We start from the raw sequence: 23,257 nt of genomic DNA, 5'->3' as shown, positions 1-23,257 counted from the left end.
GTTCCATGAGTTATAAAGGAGGCGAAGTATACCCGAGCGTCTTCGCGGAGGGATCGCTATAATCGGCGGCTTTTGTTTCTGAGTGCGGGGTGAAGGATGCGCAATCGACTGTTGGCTGCGGAGAAGGTGAAGGCCATCGATTGGCGTGATGGCGCTCTTTATCTGCTCGATCAGCGTGTTTTACCGTTCGAGGAGAACTGGATCGGCTACACCAGTGCGGCCGGCGTGGCCGAGGCCATCCGTTCGATGGTAGTGCGCGGCGCGCCGGCCATCGGCATCAGTGCCGCCTATGGCGTGGTGCTGGCGGCGCGGGCGCGGTTGGCCGAGGGCGGTGACTGGCAAGATGCGCTGGAAGCGGATTTCGCCTTGCTGGCCGATTCCCGGCCGACGGCGGTCAATCTGTTCTGGGCGCTTGACCGCATGCGCGACCGCTTGGCGCGCCTCAAAGAGCATGCCGATCCACTGGCGGCCCTGGAGGCCGAAGCCATGGCGATCCACGAAAGCGATCGCGAGGCCAACCTGACCATGGCCCAGCTCGGCGTCGACCTGATTCGCAAGCATCAGGGCAACGCCCAGGCGATCCTGACCCACTGCAACACCGGCGCCCTTGCCACCGGCGGCTTCGGTACTGCGCTCGGGGTGATTCGCGGTGCATTCCTTGAAGGCATGGTCGAGCGGGTCTACGCCGACGAAACCCGCCCATGGCTACAGGGTTCGCGGTTGACCGCGTGGGAACTGGCGAACGAAGGCATTCCGGTGACCCTCAACGCCGACTCCGCTGCCGCCCACATCATGAAGACCAAAGGTGTGACCTGGGTGATCGTCGGCGCCGACCGCATCACCGCCAATGGCGACGTGGCGAACAAGATCGGCACCTATCAATTGGCAGTCTGCGCCATGCACCACGGCGTGCGCTTCATGGTGGTGGCGCCGAGCTCGACCATCGACATGAACCTGGCCAGCGGTGAAGACATTCCCATCGAAGAGCGTGACGGCCGCGAATTGCTGGAAGTTGGCGGCAAGCGGGTCGGGGCCGATGCCGACGCCTTCAATCCGGTTTTCGACGTGACCCCGGCAGACCTGATCGACGCTATCGTGACGGAGAAAGGCATTGTTGAGCGGCCAGATGCGGCGAAGATGGCCCAACTGATGTGTCGCAAGCGGTTGCACTAAGGGCTTCGGCGCCTGAGCTGGCCCCATCGCGAGCAGGCTCGCTCCGACATTGGACGGCGTACGTTGCCCTGTGGGAGCGAGCCTGCTCGCGATGGGGCCGGCAAAGCCTGAAAAAACAGCCAAATCCGGCCACCAATCGCCATTCCCAGCGCCTCTGAGCTTCTCTCGTCCCTTTTCAGCCTGTCATCGGTCAACTAACTACGCACCATGCGCATCTGGGGGATAGGTGCGTGGCGGCTCTTGTGATAACATCCGGCGGTTTCCAAGGCTGCCTCGCGAGGTGGCCTTTACTGCGCAGATCCATGGCATAACTCGTTGATTTGTCGTAAGTCGCTGCTCGGCATTTGTCCTGCAGCGGCGAGCTTCGTTCGTCCCATCTGGACGTGACGAGGTTTCACCAGAAAAAGGAATCAGGCTTCTCATGGGCGAACTGGCCAAAGAAATCCTCCCGGTCAATATCGAAGACGAGCTGAAACAGTCCTACCTCGACTACGCAATGAGCGTGATCGTCGGGCGGGCGCTGCCGGATGCGCGCGATGGCTTGAAGCCCGTGCACCGGCGCGTGCTGTTCGCGATGAGCGAGCTGGGCAACGACTTCAACAAGCCGTACAAGAAATCCGCCCGTGTCGTCGGCGACGTGATCGGTAAGTATCACCCCCACGGCGACACTGCCGTGTACGACACCATCGTGCGGATGGCGCAACCGTTCTCCCTGCGCTACCTGCTGGTGGATGGCCAGGGCAACTTCGGTTCGGTGGACGGCGACAACGCCGCGGCCATGCGATACACCGAAGTGCGCATGACCAAGCTGGCCCACGAGCTGCTGGCCGACCTGCACAAGGAAACCGTGGACTGGGTGCCGAACTACGACGGCACCGAGATGATCCCGGCGGTCATGCCGACCCGTATCCCGAACCTGCTCGTCAACGGCTCCAGCGGTATCGCCGTGGGCATGGCGACCAACATCCCGCCGCACAACCTCGGCGAAGTCATCGACGGTTGCCTGGCCCTCATCGACAACCCGGAACTGTCCGTCGATGAGCTGATGCAGTACATCCCCGGCCCGGATTTCCCGACCGCCGCGATCATCAACGGTCGCGCCGGCATCATCGAGGCCTATCGCACCGGTCGTGGCCGCATCTACATGCGCGCCCGCTCCACCGTCGAGGACATCGACAAGGTCGGCGGCCGCCAGCAGATCGTCATCACCGAGCTGCCGTACCAACTGAACAAGGCTCGCCTGATCGAGAAGATCGCCGAGCTGGTGAAAGAGAAGAAACTCGAAGGCATCACCGAGCTGCGTGACGAGTCCGACAAGGACGGCATGCGCGTCGTGATCGAGCTGCGCCGTGGCGAAGTGCCCGAGGTGATCCTCAACAACCTCTACGCCCAGACCCAGCTGCAAAGCGTGTTCGGCATCAACATCGTCGCGTTGATCGACGGCCGTCCGCGGATCCTGAACCTCAAGGACCTGCTGGAAGCCTTCGTCCGTCACCGTCGCGAAGTGGTTACCCGCCGTACCGTATTCGAGCTGCGCAAGGCGCGCGAGCGCGGCCATATCCTCGAAGGCCAGGCCGTTGCCCTGTCGAACATCGACCCGGTGATCGCCTTGATCAAGGCCTCGCCGACGCCGTCGGAAGCCAAGGAAGCGTTGGTCAGCACCCCTTGGGAATCCAGTGCGGTAGTGGCGATGGTCGAACGCGCCGGTGCCGATTCGTGCCGTCCGGAAAACCTAGATCCGCAATACGGCCTGCGCGAAGGCAAGTACTTCCTGTCCCCGGAGCAGGCGCAAGCCATCCTGGAACTGCGCCTGCACCGCCTGACCGGTCTGGAGCACGAGAAGCTGCTGGCCGAATACCAGGAAATCCTCAACCAGATCGGCGAGCTGATCCGCATCCTCAACAGCGCCACGCGCCTGATGGAAGTGATCCGCGAAGAACTGGAAGTGATCCGCGCCGAATACGGCGACGTGCGCCGCACCGAAATCCTCGATGCGCGCCTGGACCTGACCCTGGGGGACATGATCCCGGAAGAAGAGCGCGTGGTGACCATTTCCCACGGAGGCTATGCCAAGACCCAACCGTTGGCCGCCTACCAGGCCCAACGTCGTGGCGGCAAAGGCAAATCTGCTACCGGCGTCAAGGACGAGGACTACATCGCACACCTGCTGGTCGCCAACAGCCACACCACGTTGCTGCTGTTCTCCAGCAAGGGCAAGGTGTACTGGCTCAAGACCTACGAAATTCCCGAAGCATCCCGCGCTGCCCGTGGTCGTCCGCTGGTCAACCTGTTGCCGCTGGACGACGGTGAATACATCACCACCATGCTGCCGGTGGAGGAATACACCGAAGGTCACTACATCTTCATGGCAACCGCCAACGGCACCGTGAAGAAGACCCCGCTGGAATCCTTCAGCCGCCAGCGCAGCGTCGGCCTGATCGCCCTGGAGCTGGACGAGGGCGACGTGCTGATTTCCGCCGCCATCACCGACGGCGAACGCGAAGTCATGCTGTTCTCCGACGGCGGCAAGGTCACGCGCTTCAAGGAATCCGATGTCCGCGCCATGGGCCGTACCGCCCGTGGTGTGCGCGGCATGCGTCTGCCGGAAGGGCAAAAGCTGATTTCCATGCTGATCCCCGAAGAAGGCAGCCAGATCCTCACCGCATCCGAGCGTGGCTACGGCAAGCGTACCGCCATCAGCGAGTTCCCCGAGTACAAGCGTGGCGGCCAGGGCGTGATCGCCATGGTCAGCAACGAGCGTAACGGTCGCCTGGTTGGCGCGGTCCAGGTGCTCGACGGCGAGGAGATCATGCTGATTTCCGACCAAGGCACGTTGGTGCGTACGCGGGTCGACGAAGTCTCCAGCCTGGGTCGTAACACCCAGGGCGTGACGCTGATCAAGCTGGCCAAAGACGAAAAACTGGTCGGCCTTGAGCGCGTCCAGGAGCCTTCGGAAGTCGAAGGCGAAGAGCTGGAAGGCGAGGACGGCGTGGGGTTCGATGGCGCCCTCGGTGCCGATGTCGACGACACCGTCGGCGACCAACCGCTCGATGCTGCCGCAGACGAAGAAGAGCCGCAGGACTAAGCGGGCACGCAGGGGGCGGATGAAAATTCGCCCCCTTGTTGTTTGTTCCGTTTGAAAATTTGCGACACTGCGCAATCCCTTGGGGACTGCCCTCTCTTGAGGCTTGTTTGATTCATTGTGGCGAGGGAGCTTGCTCCCGCTGGGCCGGCTGGCGTTCCAGTGCGCAGCGGCCCCTCTTTTTTGTGAGCGCTTCGCACTCAAGCGGGAGCAAGCCCCCTCGCCACGGATTCATCCATGTCTTGATTAAGCGGTAGCCCTGTAGGGCGGTGTGCGGACCAAAAGATTTATGTGACCACCAGATCAGAGCGAGATTGGATGTGAGCAAGAGAGCCTATAACTTCTGTGCCGGCCCGGCGGCGCTTCCCGAAGCGGTCCTGAAGCGTGCCCAGGGCGAACTTCTCGACTGGCATGGCAAGGGCCTGTCGGTCATGGAGATGAGCCATCGCAGCGATGAATTCGTGTCCATCGCCACCAAGGCCGAGCAGGACCTGCGTGATCTGCTGAACATCCCGTCCAACTATAAAGTGCTGTTCCTGCAGGGCGGCGCCAGCCAGCAGTTCGCCCAGATTGCGCTGAATCTGCTGCCGGAAAACGGCTCGGCTGACTACATCGACACCGGTATCTGGTCGCAGAAGGCCATCGAAGAAGCGTCGCGCTACGGTCACGTCAACGTGGCGGCCACCGCCAAGCCCTACGACTATTTCGCGATACCCGGCCAGAACGAGTGGAAGCTGTCCAAGGACGCGGCGTACGTCCACTACGCGCCGAACGAAACCATTGGTGGCCTGGAATTCAACTGGGTCCCGGAAACCGGTGACGTGCCGCTGGTGGCCGACATGTCCTCCGACATCCTTTCGCGTCCAGTGGACATCTCCCGTTTCGGCATGATTTACGCCGGCGCCCAGAAGAACATCGGCCCGAGCGGCATTCTGGTCGCGATCATCCGCGAAGACCTGCTCGGTCGCGCCCGCTCTCTGTGCCCGACCATGCTCAACTACAAGGTCGCGGCGGACAACGGCTCGATGTACAACACCCCGCCGACCCTGGCCTGGTACCTGTCAGGCCTGGTCTTCGAGTGGCTGAAAGAGCAGGGCGGTGTCGAGGCTATCGGCAAGCTCAACGAAGTGAAGCAGCGCACGCTGTATGACTTCATCGATGCCAGCGGCCTCTACAGCAACCCGATCAACAAGTCTGATCGCTCCTGGATGAACGTGCCGTTCCGCCTGGCGGATGATCGTCTCGACAAGCCGTTCCTGGCCGGCGCCGACGAGCGTGGCCTGCTGAACCTCAAGGGCCACCGCTCGGTCGGCGGCATGCGCGCCTCCATCTACAACGCCGTGGACATCAACGCAGTCAACGCGCTGATTGCCTACATGGCGGAGTTCGAGAAGGAACACGGCTGATGTCTGAGCAAGAACTCAAGGCGCTGCGCCTGCGCATCGATGCCCTGGATGAGAAAGTCCTGGAGTTGATCAGCGAGCGCGCACGCTGTGCCCAGGAAGTTGCCCGGGTAAAAATGGCGTCCCTGGCCGAAGGCGAAGTGCCGGTGTTCTACCGGCCGGAGCGCGAAGCCCAAGTGCTCAAGCGTGTCATGGAACGCAACAAGGGGCCGTTGGGCAACGAAGAGATGGCGCGCTTGTTCCGCGAAATCATGTCCTCGTGCCTGGCTCTCGAACAGCCGCTGAAAGTCGCTTACCTGGGCCCGGAGGGCACCTTCACCCAGGCAGCGGCCATGAAGCATTTCGGTCACGCCGTGATCAGCAAGCCGATGGCGGCCATCGACGAAGTCTTCCGCGAAGTGGCGGCCGGTGCCGTGAATTTCGGCGTGGTGCCGGTGGAGAACTCCACCGAAGGTGCGGTCAACCACACGCTGGACAGCTTCCTCGAGCACGACATGGTGATCTGCGGCGAAGTCGAGCTGCGCATTCACCATCACCTGCTGGTGGGTGAGAACACCAAGACCGACAGCATCAGCCGGATCTACTCCCACGCACAGTCCCTGGCCCAGTGCCGCAAGTGGCTGGACGCCCATTACCCGAACGTCGAGCGCGTGGCGGTATCGAGCAATGCCGAGGCGGCCAAGCGGGTCAAGGGTGAGTGGAACTCGGCGGCGATCGCCGGCGACATGGCGGCAGGCCTTTACGAGCTGACGCGCCTGGCCGAGAAAATCGAGGACCGTCCGGACAACTCCACCCGGTTCCTGATGATCGGTAACCAGGAAGTTCCGCCGACCGGCGACGACAAGACCTCGATCATTGTCTCCATGAGCAACAAGCCGGGGGCACTTCATGAGCTGTTGGTGCCGTTCCATGACAACGGCATCGATCTGACGCGGATCGAGACTCGCCCTTCGCGCAGTGGTAAATGGACCTACGTGTTCTTCATCGATTTCGTCGGCCACCACCGCGATCCGCTGGTGAAAGGTGTGCTGGAGAAAATCAGTCAGGAAGCAGTGGCACTCAAGGTGCTGGGTTCCTACCCCAAGGCAGTTCTTTAAGGGCGGATAGCAAATGAGTGGCAACTTCCTCGCCCTGGCCCAGCCAGGCGTTCAACAACTTTCGCCCTACGTTCCAGGCAAGCCTGTGGACGAACTGGCCCGCGAGCTGAATCTTGACCCGGCCAGCATCGTCAAGTTGGCGAGCAACGAAAATCCGCTGGGCGCGAGCCCCAAGGCACTCGCGGCAATTCGCGACGAACTGGCCGAGCTGACGCGCTACCCCGATGGCAACGGCTTCGCCTTGAAAAGCCTGCTGGCCGAGCGCTGCGGCGTCGAGCTGAACCAGGTGACCCTGGGTAACGGCTCCAACGACATTCTCGAGCTGGTCGCCCGCGCGTACCTGGCGCCGGGCCTCAATGCCGTGTTCAGTGAACATGCGTTCGCGGTCTACCCGATTGCCACCCAGGCCGTCGGTGCCGATGCCCGTGTCGTTCCAGCCAAGGCTTGGGGGCACGACCTGCCCGCCATGCTCGCCGCCATCGACGCCAATACCCGCGTAGTCTTCATCGCCAACCCGAACAACCCGACCGGCACCTGGTTCGACGCCCAAGCCTTGGACGACTTCCTGCAGGACGTGCCCGAGCACGTCCTGGTGGTGCTGGACGAGGCCTACATCGAATACGCCGAAGGCAGTGACTTGCCCGATGGGTTGGATTTCCTCGCCGCCTACCCGAACCTGCTGGTGTCGCGCACCTTCTCCAAGGCTTATGGCCTGGCGTCGCTTCGGGTTGGCTACGGCTTGTCCACTGCGGTGGTGGCCGATGTGCTGAACCGCGTGCGCCAACCATTCAACGTCAACAGCTTCGCCCTGGCTGCCGCTTGCGCCGCATTGCAGGACGAAGCCTACCTGGGGCAAAGCCGTCGCTTGAACGAAGCCGGCATGCAGCAATTGGAAACGGGCTTGCGTGAGTTGGGTCTGGGCTGGATTCCTTCCAAGGGCAACTTCATTTGTGTGGACGTTGGACGCGTCGCGGCGCCGGTCTATCAAGGCTTGCTGCGCGAAGGCGTGATCGTGCGTCCGGTGGCCAACTACGGCATGCCGAATCACCTGCGCGTCACCGTTGGCCTGCCGGCGGAAAACACCCGTTTCCTGGAGGCGCTGAGCAAGGTCCTGGCTCGTGGGTGATGTCACCTTGCTGCAACCTGCGACCCCTATGATCGGTCGCCTGGTGGTGGTCGGCCTGGGGTTGATTGGCGGTTCGTTCGCCAAGGGCCTTCGTGAAAGCGGGCTGTGCCAGGTAGTCGTGGGCGTCGATCTTGACCCGCATTCACGCAAGCTGGCGGTAGAGCTGGGCGTGGTGGACCGCTGTGAAGACGATTTGCAGGTCGCTTGCCAGGGCGCGGATGTGATCCAGCTGGCGGTGCCGATCCTGGCCATGGAGAAACTACTGGCCCGATTGGCCGGCATGGAGCTCGGGCAAGCGATTCTCACCGACGTCGGCAGTGCCAAGGGCAATGTTGTGCGGGCGGCGACCGAGGCGTTTGGCGGCGTGCCGGCGCGTTTCGTGCCCGGTCACCCGATCGCCGGCTCCGAACAGAGCGGGGTGGAGGCTTCCAATGCCGAGCTGTTCCGTCGGCACAAGGTCATCCTGACGCCGTTGGACCAGACGGACCCGACGGCGCTGGCGGTGGTGGATCGCCTGTGGCGCGAGTTGGGGGCGGATGTCGAGCACATGCAGGTCGAGCGACACGACGAAGTATTGGCCGCCACCAGCCATTTGCCGCATCTGCTGGCGTTCGGTCTGGTGGATTCATTGGCCAAACGCAATGAAAATCTTGAGATCTTCCGTTACGCTGCCGGCGGTTTCCGCGATTTCACGAGAATCGCGGGTAGCGACCCGGTCATGTGGCATGACATCTTCCTCGCCAACCGTGAAGCTGTCCTACGCACACTCGATACATTTCGCAGCGACCTCGACGCCTTGCGCGACGCGGTCGATGCAGGGGACGGGCACCAATTGCTGGGCGTTTTCACACGTGCCAGGGTGGCCCGCGAGCATTTCAGTAAAATCCTGGCCCGTCGGGCCTATGTGGACGCTATGAACTCCAACGATCTGATTTTCCTGGCACAACCTGGTGGCTCCCTCAGGGGGCGGATTCGTGTACCGGGCGATAAATCGATTTCCCACCGTTCGATCATGCTCGGCTCGCTGGCCGAGGGCGTGACCGAGGTGGAAGGTTTCCTCGAGGGTGAAGACGCTCTGGCGACGCTGCAAGCGTTTCGCGACATGGGCGTGGTCATCGAAGGTCCGCACCACGGCCGCGTGACGATTCATGGTGTCGGCCTGCACGGCCTCAAGCCTGCGCCGGGCCCGATCTACCTGGGCAACTCCGGCACCTCGATGCGCCTGTTGTCCGGCCTGCTGGCCGCCCAGGACTTCGACAGCACCCTGACCGGCGATGCCTCGCTGTCCAAGCGCCCGATGAACCGTGTTGCCAACCCGTTGCGGGAAATGGGCGCGGTGATCGAGACCGCTGCCGAGGGCCGTCCACCCATGACCATTCGTGGTGGCAACAAGCTCAAGGGCCTGACCTACACCATGCCGATGGCCAGTGCCCAGGTGAAATCCTGCCTGCTGCTGGCGGGCCTCTACGCCGAAGGCAAGACGACGGTCACCGAGCCGGCTCCGACCCGCGACCACACCGAACGCATGCTGCGTGGCTTCGGCTACCCGGTCACGGTCGACGGCGCCACGGCGTCTGTTGAATCCGGCAACAAACTGACCGCGACCCACATCGAAGTGCCAGGCGATATCTCCTCGTCGGCATTCTTCCTGGTGGCGGCCTCGATCGCCGAAGGCTCCGACCTGGTGCTGGAGCATGTCGGCATCAACCCGACCCGTACCGGCGTGATCGACATCCTGCGCCTCATGGGCGCCGACATCACCCTGGAGAACCAGCGTGAAGTGGGCGGCGAACCGGTTGCGGACTTGCGCGTACGAGCGGCTAAACTCAAGGGCATCGAGATTCCGGAAGCGCTGGTTCCCCTGGCGATTGACGAGTTCCCGGTGCTGTTCGTGGCGGCTGCCTGCGCGGAAGGCCGCACTGTGCTGACTGGCGCCGAAGAGCTGCGGGTCAAGGAATCGGACCGCATCCAGGTGATGGCGGACGGCCTGCTCGCGCTCGGCGTCAAATGTGAGCCGACGCCGGATGGCATCATCATCGACGGCGGCCAGATTGGTGGCGGCGAGGTCCATGGGCACGGTGATCACCGTATCGCCATGGCCTTCAGTGTTGCGTCCCTGCGCGCCAGCGCGCCGATCCGCATCCATGATTGCGCCAACGTCGCCACGTCGTTCCCGAACTTCCTGGCGTTGTGCGCGCAGGTCGGTATTCGAGTAGCACAAGAGGCACAGTCGTGAACATCAAGGCACCGGTCATCACCATCGATGGCCCAAGCGGATCGGGCAAGGGCACCATCGCCGGCATGCTGGCCAAGCAACTGGGCTGGAATCTGCTCGATTCCGGTGCCCTGTATCGCTTGCTGGCCTTCGCCGCGGCCAACCATGGCGTCGATCTGACCAACGAAGAGCTGCTCAAGGCCCTTGCCGCCCATCTGGACGTGCAGTTCATCGCGGCCACCGATGGCCAGTTGCAGCGGATCATCCTCGAAGGTGATGAAGTCAGTGATGTCATCCGCACCGAAAGCGTTGGCGCCGGGGCTTCCCAGGTCGCCGCGCTGCCGGCGGTGCGCGAGGCGTTGCTGCAACGCCAGCGGGCTTTCCAGGAGCCGCCGGGGCTGGTGGCGGACGGCCGGGACATGGGCACGGTGGTGTTCACCGATGCGCCGCTGAAGATTTTCCTGACCGCCAGCGCGGAGGAGCGGGCTCGCCGCCGATATTTGCAGTTGAAGGGCAAAGGCGAGGATGTTAGTCTGTCGAGTCTGCTAGATGAGATCCGTGCACGCGACGAGCGTGACACCCAGCGCGCAGTGGCCCCGCTAAAGCCGGCGGCCGATGCGATACAGCTGGATTCCACGGAGTTGTCCATCGATCAGGTGTTGCAACGCATCATGAGTGAAATCGCGCTTCGCGATATCGCCGGGTGACCAGGAAGCTCCGCAGGGGACCAGTCATAGTCCTGCGGTGCTTCTTATATATGAAACTAACCCACATCGTCTGGGGTGTGGAGATGGGCGTTTACTTCGCCCTAATCAACAGGAATTAAAATGAGCGAAAGCTTTGCGGAACTCTTTGAAGAAAGCTTGAAAACCCTGAACCTTCAGGCAGGCTCCATCATCACCGGCGTTATCGTTGATATCGATTACCAGGCTCGCTGGGTAACCGTTCACGCTGGTCTGAAGTCTGAAGCGCTGATCCCGCTTGAGCAGTTCTACAACGACGCTGGCGAACTGAATATCAACGTTGGTGACGAAGTTCACGTGGCGTTGGATTCGGTTGAAGATGGCTTCGGTGAAACCAAGCTGTCCCGTGAAAAAGCCAAGCGTGCTGAATGCTGGATCGTTCTGGAAGCGGCCTTCGCAGCTGAGGAAGTGGTCAAGGGCGTTATCAACGGTAAGGTTAAAGGCGGCTTCACTGTCGACGTTAACGGCATCCGTGCGTTCCTGCCAGGTTCCCTGGTTGACGTTCGTCCAGTGCGCGACACCACGCACCTGGAAGGCAAAGAGCTGGAATTCAAGGTCATCAAGCTGGACCAGAAGCGCAACAACGTTGTCGTTTCCCGTCGCAGTGTCCTGGAAGCCGAGAACTCCGCCGAGCGTGAAGCTCTGCTGGAATCGCTGCAGGAAGGCCAGCAGGTCAAGGGTATCGTCAAAAACCTCACCGATTACGGCGCATTCGTCGATCTGGGTGGCGTCGATGGCCTGCTGCACATCACCGACATGGCCTGGAAGCGTATCAAGCATCCTTCGGAAATCGTCAACGTTGGCGACGAGATCGATGTCAAGGTTCTGAAGTACGATCGCGAGCGCAATCGTGTTTCCCTGGGCCTCAAGCAATTGGGTGAAGATCCATGGGTCGCTATCAAAGCCCGTTACCCAGAAGGCACCCGCGTCACCGCCCGTGTTACCAACCTCACCGACTACGGCTGCTTCGCTGAGCTGGAAGAAGGCGTTGAAGGCCTGGTACACGTTTCCGAAATGGACTGGACCAACAAGAACATCCACCCTTCGAAAGTCGTACAAGTCGGCGACGAAGTGGAAGTCATGGTTCTGGACATCGACGAAGAGCGTCGTCGTATCTCCCTCGGCATCAAGCAGTGCAAGTCCAACCCATGGGAAGACTTCTCTGGCCAGTTCAACAAGGGCGATAAAATCTCCGGCACCATCAAGTCGATCACCGATTTCGGTATCTTCATTGGTCTGGACGGCGGCATCGACGGCCTGGTTCACCTGTCCGACATCTCCTGGAACGAAGTGGGCGAAGAAGCCGTACGCCGTTTCAAGAAGGGCGACGAGCTGGACACCGTTATCCTGTCGGTTGACCCAGAGCGCGAGCGCATCTCCCTGGGTATCAAGCAACTGGAAAGCGATCCGTTCTCCGAGTACGTTCAAGAGAACGACAAAGGCGCAATCGTTAAGGGCATCGTGAAAGAAGTTGACGCCAAAGGCGCTATCATCACCCTGGCCGACGATATCGAAGCGACTCTGAAAGCCTCCGAAATCAGCCGTGACCGCGTTGAAGACGCGCGCAACGTCCTGAAGGAAGGCGAAGAAGTAGAAGCCAAGATCATCAGCGTTGACCGCAAGAGCCGCGTAATCCAGCTCTCCATCAAGTCGAAAGACGACGCTGAAGAGAAAGAAGCAATCCAGAGCCTGCGCGACAAGCCAGCTACTGACATTGCTGCTGGTCCTACCACTCTGGGCGACCTGCTGCGTGCACAGATGGAAAAACAGAACTGAGTTCTGTCAGACCATAAAAAAAGGGCGACTTCGGTCGCCCTTTTTTGTGCCTGCGATTTCTGGTTTGCCAAGGCATTGTAGGGTTGTCCCAGGCGTTCCTCTCGAAGCGTTGCGAAACCAAACGGCCAGCATGGGTGTCTCTTCTATGACACAGCTGGAACAATTCGGGACAGGGATGCGTCCCTCTAACGAAGGATCTGAATGAATAAGCTCTTTCTGATGTTGGTTGTTCTGCTGCTGGCAGGCTGCGCCACGAGCGCCAAGACCCACGCCGTGCGAGGTGTCAGCGGTATCGAGATCGATTGCTCAGGGCTGGGCTCCGGCTGGGAGAAGTGCCATAAGCGCGCAGCCAAGGAGTGCAAGGGGGCAGGCTACAAGGTGATCACTCGATCCGATGATGCAAAAGACCAGGATCAATACCCCTTTGGCTTCAATCCGGCGGGTTACCTGACTCGCACCATGCTGGTCATGTGCCGCTAACCTGCAAATTGTTTTCAGTCTGCGCCAAAAAGGGGCGATCAGGGGGCTCTGAAGATATGTCAAGAGTTGGGCTGTTCAAATTCCTCCGGGCATGCTAAAACCTTTGAAGCGATTTTCCTAGCTGCTTGAAAAAGAAGGGAAAAACATGACGAAGTCGGAGTTGATCGAACGAATTGTCACCCATCAAGGGCTGCTCTCATCCAAGGATGTAGAGCTGGCCATCAAGACCATGCTTGAACAAATGTCCCAATGCCTGGCGACCGGAGATCGTATCGAAATCCGCGGGTTCGGCAGTTTCTCCCTGCACTACCGCGCCCCTCGTGTGGGTCGCAACCCAAAAACAGGTCAATCTGTCAGCCTCGATGGAAAATTCGTACCTCATTTCAAGCCGGGCAAGGAGCTCCGAGACCGGGTGAACGAGGAAGAGGGTGACGAGGTCTGAATCGACCCCAAAAAAAAGAGGTCTCCATGCGGAACTTTAAGCGCCTTGCGCTTGTCGTACTTGCGGTGCTCGTGGCTTCGGCTATCGTACTGTTCGTGCTTGAAAACAATCAGCCTGTCGCGCTGTTGTTCCTGGGATGGTCGGCACCGCAACTTCCTGTTTCGGTTTTTGTGTTGCTCGCGTTCCTCTCTGGAATGATGATTGGCCCCCTATTGGCGTGGATCGCCGGGAGAGGTCGGCGGCTGAAATAAATGGATGTGTGAGCCCAGTAGTCTCGTAGTAAGGATCACTGCCGCAAATTTCTGACTTTGGGTATGTTGCATTTGTTTAAGTTTAATAAAAAGACCGCTGTGTCCGTCGGGGACTTGCCCGCCTTACCTTTTAATGCGACCCGTGTGTCTGCAAGCGCAAAGCTAAAAAAAGGGAGCGAGGCTATCCATGCAAGATAATCGTATTGCAACGCGCGACGACGATGAAATCGACCTGATCGCCCTCGCTCGCGGGCTTTGGGCTCAAAAATGGCTGATCCTCGCCATTACTCTTCTGGTCACTGCTGGCGCTGCTGCTTACGCGTTCCTCAGCAAACCTGTCTATGAAGCAAAGCTTTTTATCATGCCGCCGACTCAGAATGAGATCGCTGAGCTGAACTATGGGCGTGGGAAAAGTACGGAGCTGGAAACTTATACCATCAAGCATGTTTACGATGTATTTGCTCGTAACTTGCAGGGTGAGTCGCTTCGTCAGACTTTTTTTAATGAGGTTTATCTTCCTTCGCTTGATGAGTCGCAGCGAGAGGGAGCTCTTGATCGTTTGTACGAGCGGTTCTCTCGACAGCTGGTCGTCAAAGGGCCTGGGAAGGATACGCCAGATCGTTTCTCCGTCACTGTGCAAATCGGCGACCCGGTGAAGGCTACCGAGTGGGCCAAGGCTTACGTAGCCCACGCCAGTGAGGCTGCCGAGGCAGAGCTCGTCAAGAACGTGACGACTGAAGCTTCGGTGAGAGCGCGCAATCTGGAGCAGCGTATTGTCAGCTTGCGCGAGACTGCTCAGCGGATACGTGAGGACAGGATTCAGCAATTGCGGGAAGCGTTGAAAATTGCCGAGGCGATTGGATTGACTACGCCGACTGTTAACTCTTCTGCTGCGGTGGATATTACCGTTGATACCGGTAGCAAGATGGATTATCAGCGTGGTAGCAAAGCTTTGGCTGCTGAGATCAAAACGTTGGAGTCCAGAACCTCAGATGACGCGTTTATAGAAGATCTGCGGACGTTGCAGATGCGGTATAACTTTTATCGTAAGTTGAATGTTGATCCTGAGCTTATTTCGGTTTATCGGCAGGATGGTAGTGTTGAGGTGCCCGAAAGCCCCATCAAGCCATATAAGATATTAATTCTGGTGCTTGGTATAACTATTGGTTTAGTGTTCGGCTGCCTGATAGCACTAATTATATACTCTCTTGGCACAAAAAATAGCGAGCCTGTCATCCAGGATTAATTGCACTATTACCTTTTTTGTGTTGCGCATACTGAAAAAAAGATTACCAATAATGCTTGTTGCTAATTTTTTTAGTTTACAGCGTATGTTTGCTCGTTCTTGTGATATAGATGATCTTCGATCATTTGAATATAAATTGGTTTAAATAGTACGGGCTAATCTAAGTTGGTTGCCCTACCTTCAGTCGTTCCTATAATACTTCTCTTCGTAAATTATTAAATCAGTCACGATAAAGGTACTATCTATTCGCAGCTGCGCTATCCTCAAAAAGAAGGATGGCAAAGCGCTGTGGTTTTTTCAGCCGTTCACGGGGAGCGAATCAGGTGGAGGGTGGTCTCCCAAGGGTAATTCGCGAAAGGGGCGTTTGCTTGACATGCTAGCCTGGGCTCTTGCAAGGGGCACCCGACGCTAGCGATAAACTCGGCGGTGAAGGCGTGATAAGATCAGTCCATCCAGGCGTTACGGCTGCGCGGTGCGGCCAGCTGCTTGGCTTATTACTTTTCCAGCTGAGGTTCGTTATAATAGCGGAAAAATAATATTTGTGGTGCTGGAAGACTTCGGGCTTAGTTGGAAACTAAACGGAGAGGTCATTAAAGCATAAAGCCGCGTGGCGACGTAGAGTTAAGATGAAGTGTTAGCTGTTAAGGTCGCCCGCAAAAAGGAAAGGAAAGGAAATGAGAGCTTGTACACGTAAAGGAATCGTCCTGGCTGGTGGCTCGGGGACTCGTCTGCACCCCATAACCTTAGGCGTGTCGAAACAGATGCTTCCGATATTTGACAAGCCGATGATCTATTATCCGCTCTCTGTATTAATGCTAGCAGGAATGCGTGAAATTCTGGTTATCTCCACTCCAGACGATCTTCCTTGTTTTCGGAAGCTGCTGGGCGACGGGAGTCAATACGGAATCCAACTTAACTATGCCGAGCAGCCAAGTCCAGATGGACTCGCACAAGCTTTTTTAATAGGAGAAGATTTTATTGGTAGCGATCCGTGTTGCCTTATCCTTGGAGATAATATTTTTTACGGTCAACATTTTTCAGATAACCTTAATTCGGCGATGCAAAGAAAAGAAGGGGCTACGGTGTTTGGTTATCATGTTTCCGATCCCCATCGTTTCGGTGTAGTGGAATTTGATAAAGCCGGTAAAGCCTTGAATATAGAAGAAAAGCCTCTAAAGCCGAAATCTAACTATGCGGTTACTGGGATATATTTTTATGATAATAGTGTTATAGATATTGCTAAAAGTATTAAACCCTCTGAAAGAGGTGAGCTAGAAATAACAGATGTTAATCGCGCTTATCTGAAAGATAATCATCTCACTGTAGAGGTTCTAGGCCGCGGTTTTGCTTGGCTTGATACGGGTACGCATGAGTCCCTACTTGAGGCCAGTCACTTTGTTCACACACTAGAACAACGTCAAGGTCTGAAAATTGCTTGTCTTGAGGAGATTTCGTTTAACAATGGATGGATTTCTTATAATAGGCTGGCAGAGCAAGCCGAGAAGTTTAAAAAAACCGGGTATGGAAAATACCTCCAGCGAATTCTTGAAGAGAAACGCCATCTATGAATCGTCCGAGACCTATTTAATTTAAAAGGCATTTTTATGCGTACACTTGAAGATATTAAACTCGCGATAGTTGGACTTGGTTATGTTGGGCTCCCTCTTGCCGTGGAGTTTGGAAAATATCGGTCAGTTGTTGGGTTTGATATACATCAACCCCGTATAGATGCCTTGTGCGCGGGCTACGATGCTACTATGGAAGTTAGTAGTGAGGAGCTGCAGAATGCAAAATTCTGTCGTTATAGCGCCGATCATGAATCACTTAAGTTGTGCAACACATATATAGTAACTGTACCCACGCCAATAGATAAACATAATCAGCCTGATCTTTCACCTCTAATCAAAGCTTCCGAAACTATTGGGAAAGCGCTGAAGAAAGGAGATCTGGTGATTTATGAATCTACTGTTTATCCAGGTGCCACAGAAGAGGATTGCGTTCCTGTATTGGAACGTGTTTCGGGCCTAAAATTCAATGTGGATTTTTTTGCGGGATACAGCCCTGAGCGTATTAATCCCGGCGACAAAACTCATCGCGTAACCACGATAAAAAAAGTAACGTCAGGCTCTACCCCAGAAGTCGCCGAGCTGGTCGATTCGCTTTACCGTGAAATAATTATTGCGGGAACACATAAGGCCAGCAGTATAAAAGTTGCCGAAGCAGCAAAAGTTATCGAAAATACCCAGCGGGATCTTAATATAGCATTAATTAACGAGCTTGCGATTATATTTAATAAAATGAATATAGATACGGAGGCAGTATTACTGGCAGCAGGAACAAAGTGGAATTTCCTTCCGTTCCGACCGGGGTTGGTAGGGGGGCATTGTATTGGCGTCGATCCCTATTATCTAACCCATAAAGCTCAAGCCGTAGGTTATCATCCAGAAATTATACTTGCTGGGCGGAGGTTGAATGACGGGATGGGAGCATATGTCGTTGCGCAACTAGTAAAGGCTATGCTAAGGCGAAGAATACAAGTTGATGGCGCTCGAATACTCATAATGGGATTAACATTTAAAGAAAATTGCCCTGATTTGAGAAATACTCGAGTGGTCGACATCGTCAAAGAGTTAGCCGAATACAATATCGCAATTGATATATATGATCCTTGGGTGAATCCAGAAGAGGCGAAAACGGAGTATGGCCTCGAACCCGTCCGTGAGCTTGTTGCTAATAAATACGACAGCATTATTCTCGCCGTCGCACATGATGAGTTTAAAGCGATGGGTAGCTCCGCCATTCGTAAATACGGCAAACCTAACCACATATTGTATGATTTAAAATATTTATTCGACAAAGAGCATTCTGATCTAAGACTTTGACTGGTTCGGTGGTTGGGTACTGGGCACTGAATATTTTAGGACTGCACGTTTATGACAAGCTACGAAAATCTTCGTATAGAGTTGATGCAGAGGCCACGGGCCTGGCTCATAACAGGGGTCGCAGGATTCATTGGCTCCAATTTGTTACAGGAACTTTTGACGCTGAATCAACGCGTGGTAGGGCTCGATAATTTTGCGACGGGGCATCAGGCTAATTTGAATGAGGTACGGACCTCCGTAAGCACAGAACAGTGGGAGCGTTTCGATTTAATTGAGGGCGATATCCGTGTTTTGGCTGACTGCCAAAAATCTTGTATTGGGGTCGACTATGTCTTGCATCAGGCGGCACTAGGTTCTGTACCTAGATCACTCAATGACCCTGTCACCACTAACGCAACTAACATTGACGGTTTTTTGAACATGTTAGTCGCGGCCAAGGAGGCAGAGGTCAAAAATTTTGTGTACGCGGCTAGTAGTTCTACTTATGGCGATCACCCAGGGCTTCCAAAAATTGAAGACACAATTGGTAACCCCCTTTCCCCTTATGCCGTAACAAAATACGTCAATGAGCTCTACGCTAATGTATTTGCTAGAAACTATAGCTTCAATTCTATTGGTCTGCGTTATTTCAATGTTTTTGGTAAGCGACAAGATCCTTCAGGAGCCTATGCTGCGGTAATCCCAAAGTGGATTGCATCGATGATAAGGAATGAAGATATTTTTATTAACGGCGACGGCACAACAAGTCGGGATTTTTGCTTTATTGATAATACGGTTCAAGCTAATCTGCTGGCGGCTTCGGCTACAAGTAAAGAAGCGATTAATGAAGTATACAATGTAGCGATGAGTGCGCGCACAGATTTAAACTCTCTTTTTTCTATAATAAAAAAAGAGCTGTGTAAGTATAATATTATTTATGATAAAAGTCCGGTTTATAGGGAGTTTCGCGCTGGAGATGTACTTCATTCGCAAGCAAATATAGATAAAATTAAGACTCTGCTGGGCTATTCACCGTCGTTTAATTTGAGGGATGGTATCGCTGAAGCCATGCCATGGTATATAAAGTTTCTAAAGTAGTTTGGCGTTTATAATATAAGAGGGCGGCGAAGTCATGAGCTACCCAAACAGGCGGAGAAAATAATGAGCCTGATCAAGTGGATAGATTTTCAAATTTTAGGCGATGATCGTGGAAGCCTAGTTTCTATAGAACAAGGGAAGTTCGTTCCTTTTGACATTAAGCGAGTCTACTATATTTACCATACTGCTAAGGGCGTAAGTAGAGGTTACCACGCTCACAAGCAATTGCAGCAAGTTGCCATATGTATTGCTGGTCGCTGTCGTATGATACTCGATGATGGGGCCAGTCGAGAAGAGGTTTGGTTGGATTGTCCAACCAAGGGAATCCTCATAGAAGGAAACATATGGCGCGAAATGCATGACTTTAGTGAACAATGCGTTCTTTTAGTATTGGCTAGCGAACCTTATGATGAGAGCGATTATATTCGCGACTACACGTATTTTTTGGAACGAGTGAATAATGGCTAAAATTCACCCCCTCTCAGATGTGAAGTCGTCCCTTGTTGGAGAAAATACAAGGGTCTGGCAATATTCTGTAATTATGGAGGGCGCTAAGATAGGAAACGATTGTAATATATGCGCGCATACATTAATTGAAAGCGATGTTGAGGTGGGAAATAGGGTGACATTGAAGTCCGGTGTTTTTTTATGGGCTGGAATGCGCGTAGAGGACGACGTATTCATAGGCCCGAATGCTACCTTTACAAACGATGCGTTCCCGCGGTCAAAGCAGTACCCCGAGAAATTCGCCACAACGACCCTAAAGAAGGGGGCAAGCATCGGTGCTAATGCTACTATCTTGCCGGGGTTGACCATTGGGAGTTATTCAATGATCGGAGCTGGAGCCGTGGTGACCGAAGATGTACCAGAGTACGCTGTGGTAGTCGGCAACCCAGCGAAAATAATTAGGTTTTTGAATAAATGATTAAATTCCTTGATCTGAAACAAAATAACGAACTTTTTCGAGAAGAGTTGATTGAGGCCTGTACCCGAGTTATTGATTCCGGCTGGTATATTTCAGGTGTCGAAGTTACTAAGTTTGAGAGCGAATTTTCGGCTTACTGCGGAACTGAGCACTGTATCGGCGTAGCAAATGGTTTGGACGCGCTAATTCTCACGCTGCGAGCTTGGAAGGCGTTAGGTAAAATTCAAGATGGCGATGAGGTTATAGTTCCTGCCAATACCTATATTGCTAGCATTTTGGCGATAACTGAGAATAATCTTAAGCCAATATTAGTTGAGCCAGATAGAAGAACATATAATCTATCCGCCCAGAATCTTGAAAAATATCTATCCAAACGAACGCGTGTAATTTTGGGCGTCCATCTGTATGGTCAACTCTGTGATATTGACTGCATTACAGCGTTTGCTGCAATGCACGGACTTTTGGTGCTTGAGGACTCTGCCCAGGCGCATGGAGCTCAAAAAAAAGAACGCAAAGCAGGGAACTGGGGAGATGCGTCTGCTTTCAGCTTCTATCCTGGAAAAAATTTGGGGGCTATGGGTGATGCCGGAGCGATTACCACTAATGACAATGAACTTGCTGAGGTCGTCCGAGCTCTCGGAAATTATGGCTCGAAAATTAAGTATAAGCACACTTATAAAGGTGTAAATAGCCGACTCGATGAGTTGCAAGCCGCCATCCTAAGAGTTAAGTTAAGGTATCTTGAAATTAACATAGGTGCTCGTCGCGAAATTGCCGAGCGTTACATGAACGAAATAAAGAATGATGCCATAGAGCTTCCTTTTATAGGGCAGTGTTCGGCATTATCCTGCAATAGCCATGTGTGGCATTTGTTCGTTGTTCGTAGTAGTAACCGAGCTGCGCTTCAACAGCATTTATTGGACCGCCAAGTGCAAACATTAATCCACTATCCCATCCCCCCCCATAAACAGAAAGCCTACGCCGAGTGGAATCATTTAGAGTTTCCAATAACGGAGGCTATCCACAATGAGGTACTCAGCCTACCCATAAGTCCAACGATGAATAGCTCGGAAGTAGAGTTGGTTATAAAAGCTTGCAATGAATTCATGGGTTTAAGTAAATAATGACCTTTCTTAAAACTGGCTTGCTGAACGGGCTGGCAGTCTCAGTTAAAATGCTAACACTTTTATGCATAAATAAAGTGTTAGCGGTATATGTTGGGCCGTCGGGCTATGCTTCATTAGGGCAGTTTCAAAATGCGGTCCAGATGATTACAACATTTGCTAGCGGTGCAATTAATACCGGAGTAACTAAATATACTGCCGAATATCACGAAGACGTAGTGCTGCAGCGGTCAGTCTGGAGGACGGCGGGCACCATATCTATTTGCGGCGCGTTGGCTGTTGGATTGATAGTTGCTCTTTTTAACAAAGAATTGGCGCTCTGGTTCTTGAAGCGCAGCGACTATGGTAGCGTATTTATATGGTTTTCCATTTCGTTGATTTTTTTTGTCACTAACGCATTGTTGCTAGCTATATTAAACGGTCGAAAAGATATATTCCGCTTTGTTACTGCAAACGTTTGTGGCAGCATTTTTGCGCTAGTTATAACGACAATAATGGCGATGAGGTTGGGGTTATATGGTGCTTTAGTGGCGCTCGCCATATATCAATCACTTAGTTGTATTGTTACCTTTATTATTGTGTTTAAGGCACCCTGGTTTCATGTTGGGGACATTTTTGGTGGTGTCAATAAAAAAATAGCTGTCAATCTTCTTAAGTTTACGGCAATGGCACTAACCTCTGCTGCTTGTGTTCCGCTGAGCCATATATTTATTCGTGCCCATCTTGGACATACGCTCGGCTGGGAATCCGCGGGTTATTGGGAGGCGGTCTGGCGATTAAGTGCCGCTTATCTAATGTTCATTACTACCACCCTGAGCGTTTATTATTTGCCTCGCTTTTCCGAGCTTAAGGAGGCGGACGCGATCATTTATGAAATTCGTCGCGGCTATAAAGTGATCTTGCCAATTGCGGCCTTCTGTGGACTAGCTATCTATTTACTCCGGGACTTGGTAATTCAGCTGTTGTTTACTAGTCAGTTTTATCCTATGCGCGATTTGTTTGGCTGGCAAATGTTTGGCGATACGTTAAAAATTGGTAGTTGGATTTTAGCGTATTTGATGCTTGGAAAGGCGATGTATAAGACCTTCATCATAACTGAAGTTTTCTTCGCTGCTTCTTTTGTAGTTTTGACATTTTATTTTACGAACCTGTATGGGTTACAAGGTGTGGCTATTGCTCATGCAGCTAACTATGCAGCTTATTGGCTAATCATGGGGTGCTGTATGTCGCATCGCTTGAAAAACGCTGGGCACACTGAGGTTATCGATTAAATGTTAACTATAATAATTCCATCTTATAATCATAGAAACTATATCCTCGATTGCGTGCAAGCTGCTTTAGCAGTAAATGTTCCAGGAAGAAAAATTATTGTTATTGATGACGGTTCCACAGATGGAACCGACAGATTAGTTGAGAACTTTATAAGTAATGCGAAGAGGCTTGATATAGTTTTAATTCGGAAATCAAACAGCGGTCTAGTATCGTCGTTAAATCTCGGTCTACGGCTGGCTAATACTGAATATTTTTATTTGGTGGCCTCTGATGATATTCCGAAACCATCCGGCATTCAAAGCTGTATAGAGGAGCTAAGATCGCATCCTGATTGTGCTTTTTGTATTGGGGGCGGTGAGATTTTTTATGAAGATAGAAGTGAGCGCAAAGGCCTCTATGGAGAGCGTCAAGAGAAATTCCTGATGTTGGAGGAGACGCGCAGACTGAAAGCTATGTTTCTAGATTATCCCTCTCCGATTTTGCTCCAGTCTTGTATTTTTAGACTAAAAAGTTTAGTAGAGGTTGGAGGATGGGATCCTGAAATCATGCTGGATGATTATTCGATGTTTATCAAGCTATTAACGCGATATCCAAAAAATGGGATTGATTTTATTTTTAGGCCAGACTTCCACGTTGTTGGGTATCGTCAACACGGACATAATAATTTTAAAAACATAACACGCCAGTTTGTTATGGTAAAGCAGGTGATTGTATCACTCGCTCCCTCAAAATTAAAAGCAAAGGCTGAGGGTAAAGCATTGGCGGGTTATCTACTGAGTTCGCTGCGAGCAGCTAACTATGACACAGTAAAGGAAATTTTAAAATTGTCATCGGTAAGTGCTAAAATTTTTGTTCTTCCATTTTTAATAAAAATTATCGCCAGTAAAATATATCGGCGGCTATTGTAGTTAGGCTATATTGGCTTAGACACCTAGGAGGTGTC

The 23,257-nt window shown here is 53.9% G+C and carries 20 protein-coding genes; all 20 read left to right on the top strand.

The features are described 5' to 3' along the window. Positions 1-96 precede the first annotated feature (96 nt). Complete coding sequence (mtnA, locus tag J3Q04_RS17335; RefSeq protein ID WP_434610335.1) at positions 97-1,173, top strand: S-methyl-5-thioribose-1-phosphate isomerase; 1,077 nt, start codon at positions 97-99, stop codon at positions 1,171-1,173. A 421-nt stretch (positions 1,174-1,594) separates the two neighbouring features. Continuing rightward, entirely contained in the window at positions 1,595-4,258 is a 2,664-nt protein-coding gene (gene gyrA / locus J3Q04_RS17330; protein ID WP_434610338.1) for a DNA gyrase subunit A, read from the top strand. 317 nt (positions 4,259-4,575) lie between these two features. Continuing rightward, positions 4,576-5,661: a 3-phosphoserine/phosphohydroxythreonine transaminase gene (gene serC, locus J3Q04_RS17325; protein WP_420767787.1), complete on the top strand. Its 1,086-nt coding sequence runs from the start codon at positions 4,576-4,578 to the stop codon at positions 5,659-5,661. Continuing rightward, entirely contained in the window at positions 5,661-6,755 is a 1,095-nt protein-coding gene (pheA, locus tag J3Q04_RS17320; protein WP_420767788.1) for a prephenate dehydratase, read from the top strand. The genes serC and pheA overlap by 1 nt, the downstream gene beginning before the upstream one ends. Before the next feature lie 13 nt (positions 6,756-6,768). Further along, entirely contained in the window at positions 6,769-7,881 is a 1,113-nt protein-coding gene (gene hisC / locus J3Q04_RS17315; protein WP_434610342.1) for a histidinol-phosphate transaminase, read from the top strand. A gap of 28 nt (positions 7,882-7,909) precedes the next feature. Then, a complete protein-coding gene (locus J3Q04_RS17310; RefSeq protein ID WP_434611543.1) occupies positions 7,910-10,117 on the top strand; it encodes a bifunctional prephenate dehydrogenase/3-phosphoshikimate 1-carboxyvinyltransferase in 2,208 nt (735 codons plus the stop codon). Further along, positions 10,114-10,803, top strand: coding sequence for a (d)CMP kinase (gene cmk, locus J3Q04_RS17305; protein ID WP_030141014.1), 690 nt, complete (start codon positions 10,114-10,116; stop codon positions 10,801-10,803). Before J3Q04_RS17310 ends, cmk begins: the two co-directional genes overlap by 4 nt. A 120-nt stretch (positions 10,804-10,923) precedes the next feature. Then, positions 10,924-12,615 carry a 30S ribosomal protein S1 gene (gene rpsA, locus J3Q04_RS17300; protein ID WP_030141013.1) on the top strand — a complete coding sequence of 564 codons (1,692 nt, stop codon included), beginning with the start codon at positions 10,924-10,926 and terminating at the stop codon, positions 12,613-12,615. A gap of 201 nt (positions 12,616-12,816) precedes the next feature. Then, a complete protein-coding gene (locus tag J3Q04_RS17295) occupies positions 12,817-13,095 on the top strand; it encodes a hypothetical protein (protein WP_420767790.1) in 279 nt (92 codons plus the stop codon). Between the two features lie 145 nt (positions 13,096-13,240). Continuing rightward, entirely contained in the window at positions 13,241-13,537 is a 297-nt protein-coding gene (gene ihfB / locus J3Q04_RS17290; protein ID WP_420767791.1) for an integration host factor subunit beta, read from the top strand. A gap of 26 nt (positions 13,538-13,563) precedes the next feature. Further along, the gene (locus J3Q04_RS17285; RefSeq protein WP_434610347.1) at positions 13,564-13,788 is read left to right on the top strand and encodes a LapA family protein; all 225 of its coding nucleotides are present in this window, start codon (positions 13,564-13,566) and stop codon (positions 13,786-13,788) included. Between the two features lie 187 nt (positions 13,789-13,975). Then, the gene (locus tag J3Q04_RS17280) at positions 13,976-15,034 is read left to right on the top strand and encodes an LPS O-antigen chain length determinant protein WzzB (RefSeq protein ID WP_434610349.1); all 1,059 of its coding nucleotides are present in this window, start codon (positions 13,976-13,978) and stop codon (positions 15,032-15,034) included. Positions 15,035-15,708: 674 nt separating this feature from the next. After that, positions 15,709-16,602, top strand: coding sequence for a glucose-1-phosphate thymidylyltransferase RfbA (rfbA, locus tag J3Q04_RS17275; protein WP_434610351.1), 894 nt, complete (start codon positions 15,709-15,711; stop codon positions 16,600-16,602). 36 nt (positions 16,603-16,638) lie between these two features. Beyond that, a complete protein-coding gene (gene tviB / locus J3Q04_RS17270; protein WP_434610353.1) occupies positions 16,639-17,916 on the top strand; it encodes a Vi polysaccharide biosynthesis UDP-N-acetylglucosamine C-6 dehydrogenase TviB in 1,278 nt (425 codons plus the stop codon). 51 nt (positions 17,917-17,967) lie between these two features. Next, positions 17,968-18,993 carry an NAD-dependent epimerase/dehydratase family protein gene (locus tag J3Q04_RS17265; protein ID WP_434610355.1) on the top strand — a complete coding sequence of 342 codons (1,026 nt, stop codon included), beginning with the start codon at positions 17,968-17,970 and terminating at the stop codon, positions 18,991-18,993. Positions 18,994-19,056: 63 nt separating this feature from the next. After that, the gene (locus J3Q04_RS17260; RefSeq protein WP_434610358.1) at positions 19,057-19,461 is read left to right on the top strand and encodes a sugar 3,4-ketoisomerase; all 405 of its coding nucleotides are present in this window, start codon (positions 19,057-19,059) and stop codon (positions 19,459-19,461) included. Next, complete coding sequence (locus J3Q04_RS17255) at positions 19,454-19,918, top strand: acyltransferase (protein WP_434610360.1); 465 nt, start codon at positions 19,454-19,456, stop codon at positions 19,916-19,918. The genes J3Q04_RS17260 and J3Q04_RS17255 overlap by 8 nt, the downstream gene beginning before the upstream one ends. After that, complete coding sequence (locus J3Q04_RS17250; RefSeq protein ID WP_434610362.1) at positions 19,915-21,042, top strand: DegT/DnrJ/EryC1/StrS family aminotransferase; 1,128 nt, start codon at positions 19,915-19,917, stop codon at positions 21,040-21,042. Before J3Q04_RS17255 ends, J3Q04_RS17250 begins: the two co-directional genes overlap by 4 nt. Beyond that, positions 21,042-22,313 (top strand): O-antigen translocase, encoded by a 1,272-nt coding sequence (locus J3Q04_RS17245; protein WP_434610364.1) that lies wholly within the window; start codon positions 21,042-21,044, stop codon positions 22,311-22,313. Before J3Q04_RS17250 ends, J3Q04_RS17245 begins: the two co-directional genes overlap by 1 nt. After that, complete coding sequence (locus tag J3Q04_RS17240) at positions 22,314-23,222, top strand: glycosyltransferase family 2 protein (protein ID WP_434610367.1); 909 nt, start codon at positions 22,314-22,316, stop codon at positions 23,220-23,222. Positions 23,223-23,257: the final 35 nt, after the last annotated feature.

Source organism: Pseudomonas sp. D4-21, from assembly GCF_051132125.1.
Classification (GTDB): Bacteria; Pseudomonadota; Gammaproteobacteria; order Pseudomonadales; family Pseudomonadaceae; genus Aquipseudomonas.
This window is presented reverse-complemented; position numbering and strand designations above follow the sequence as displayed.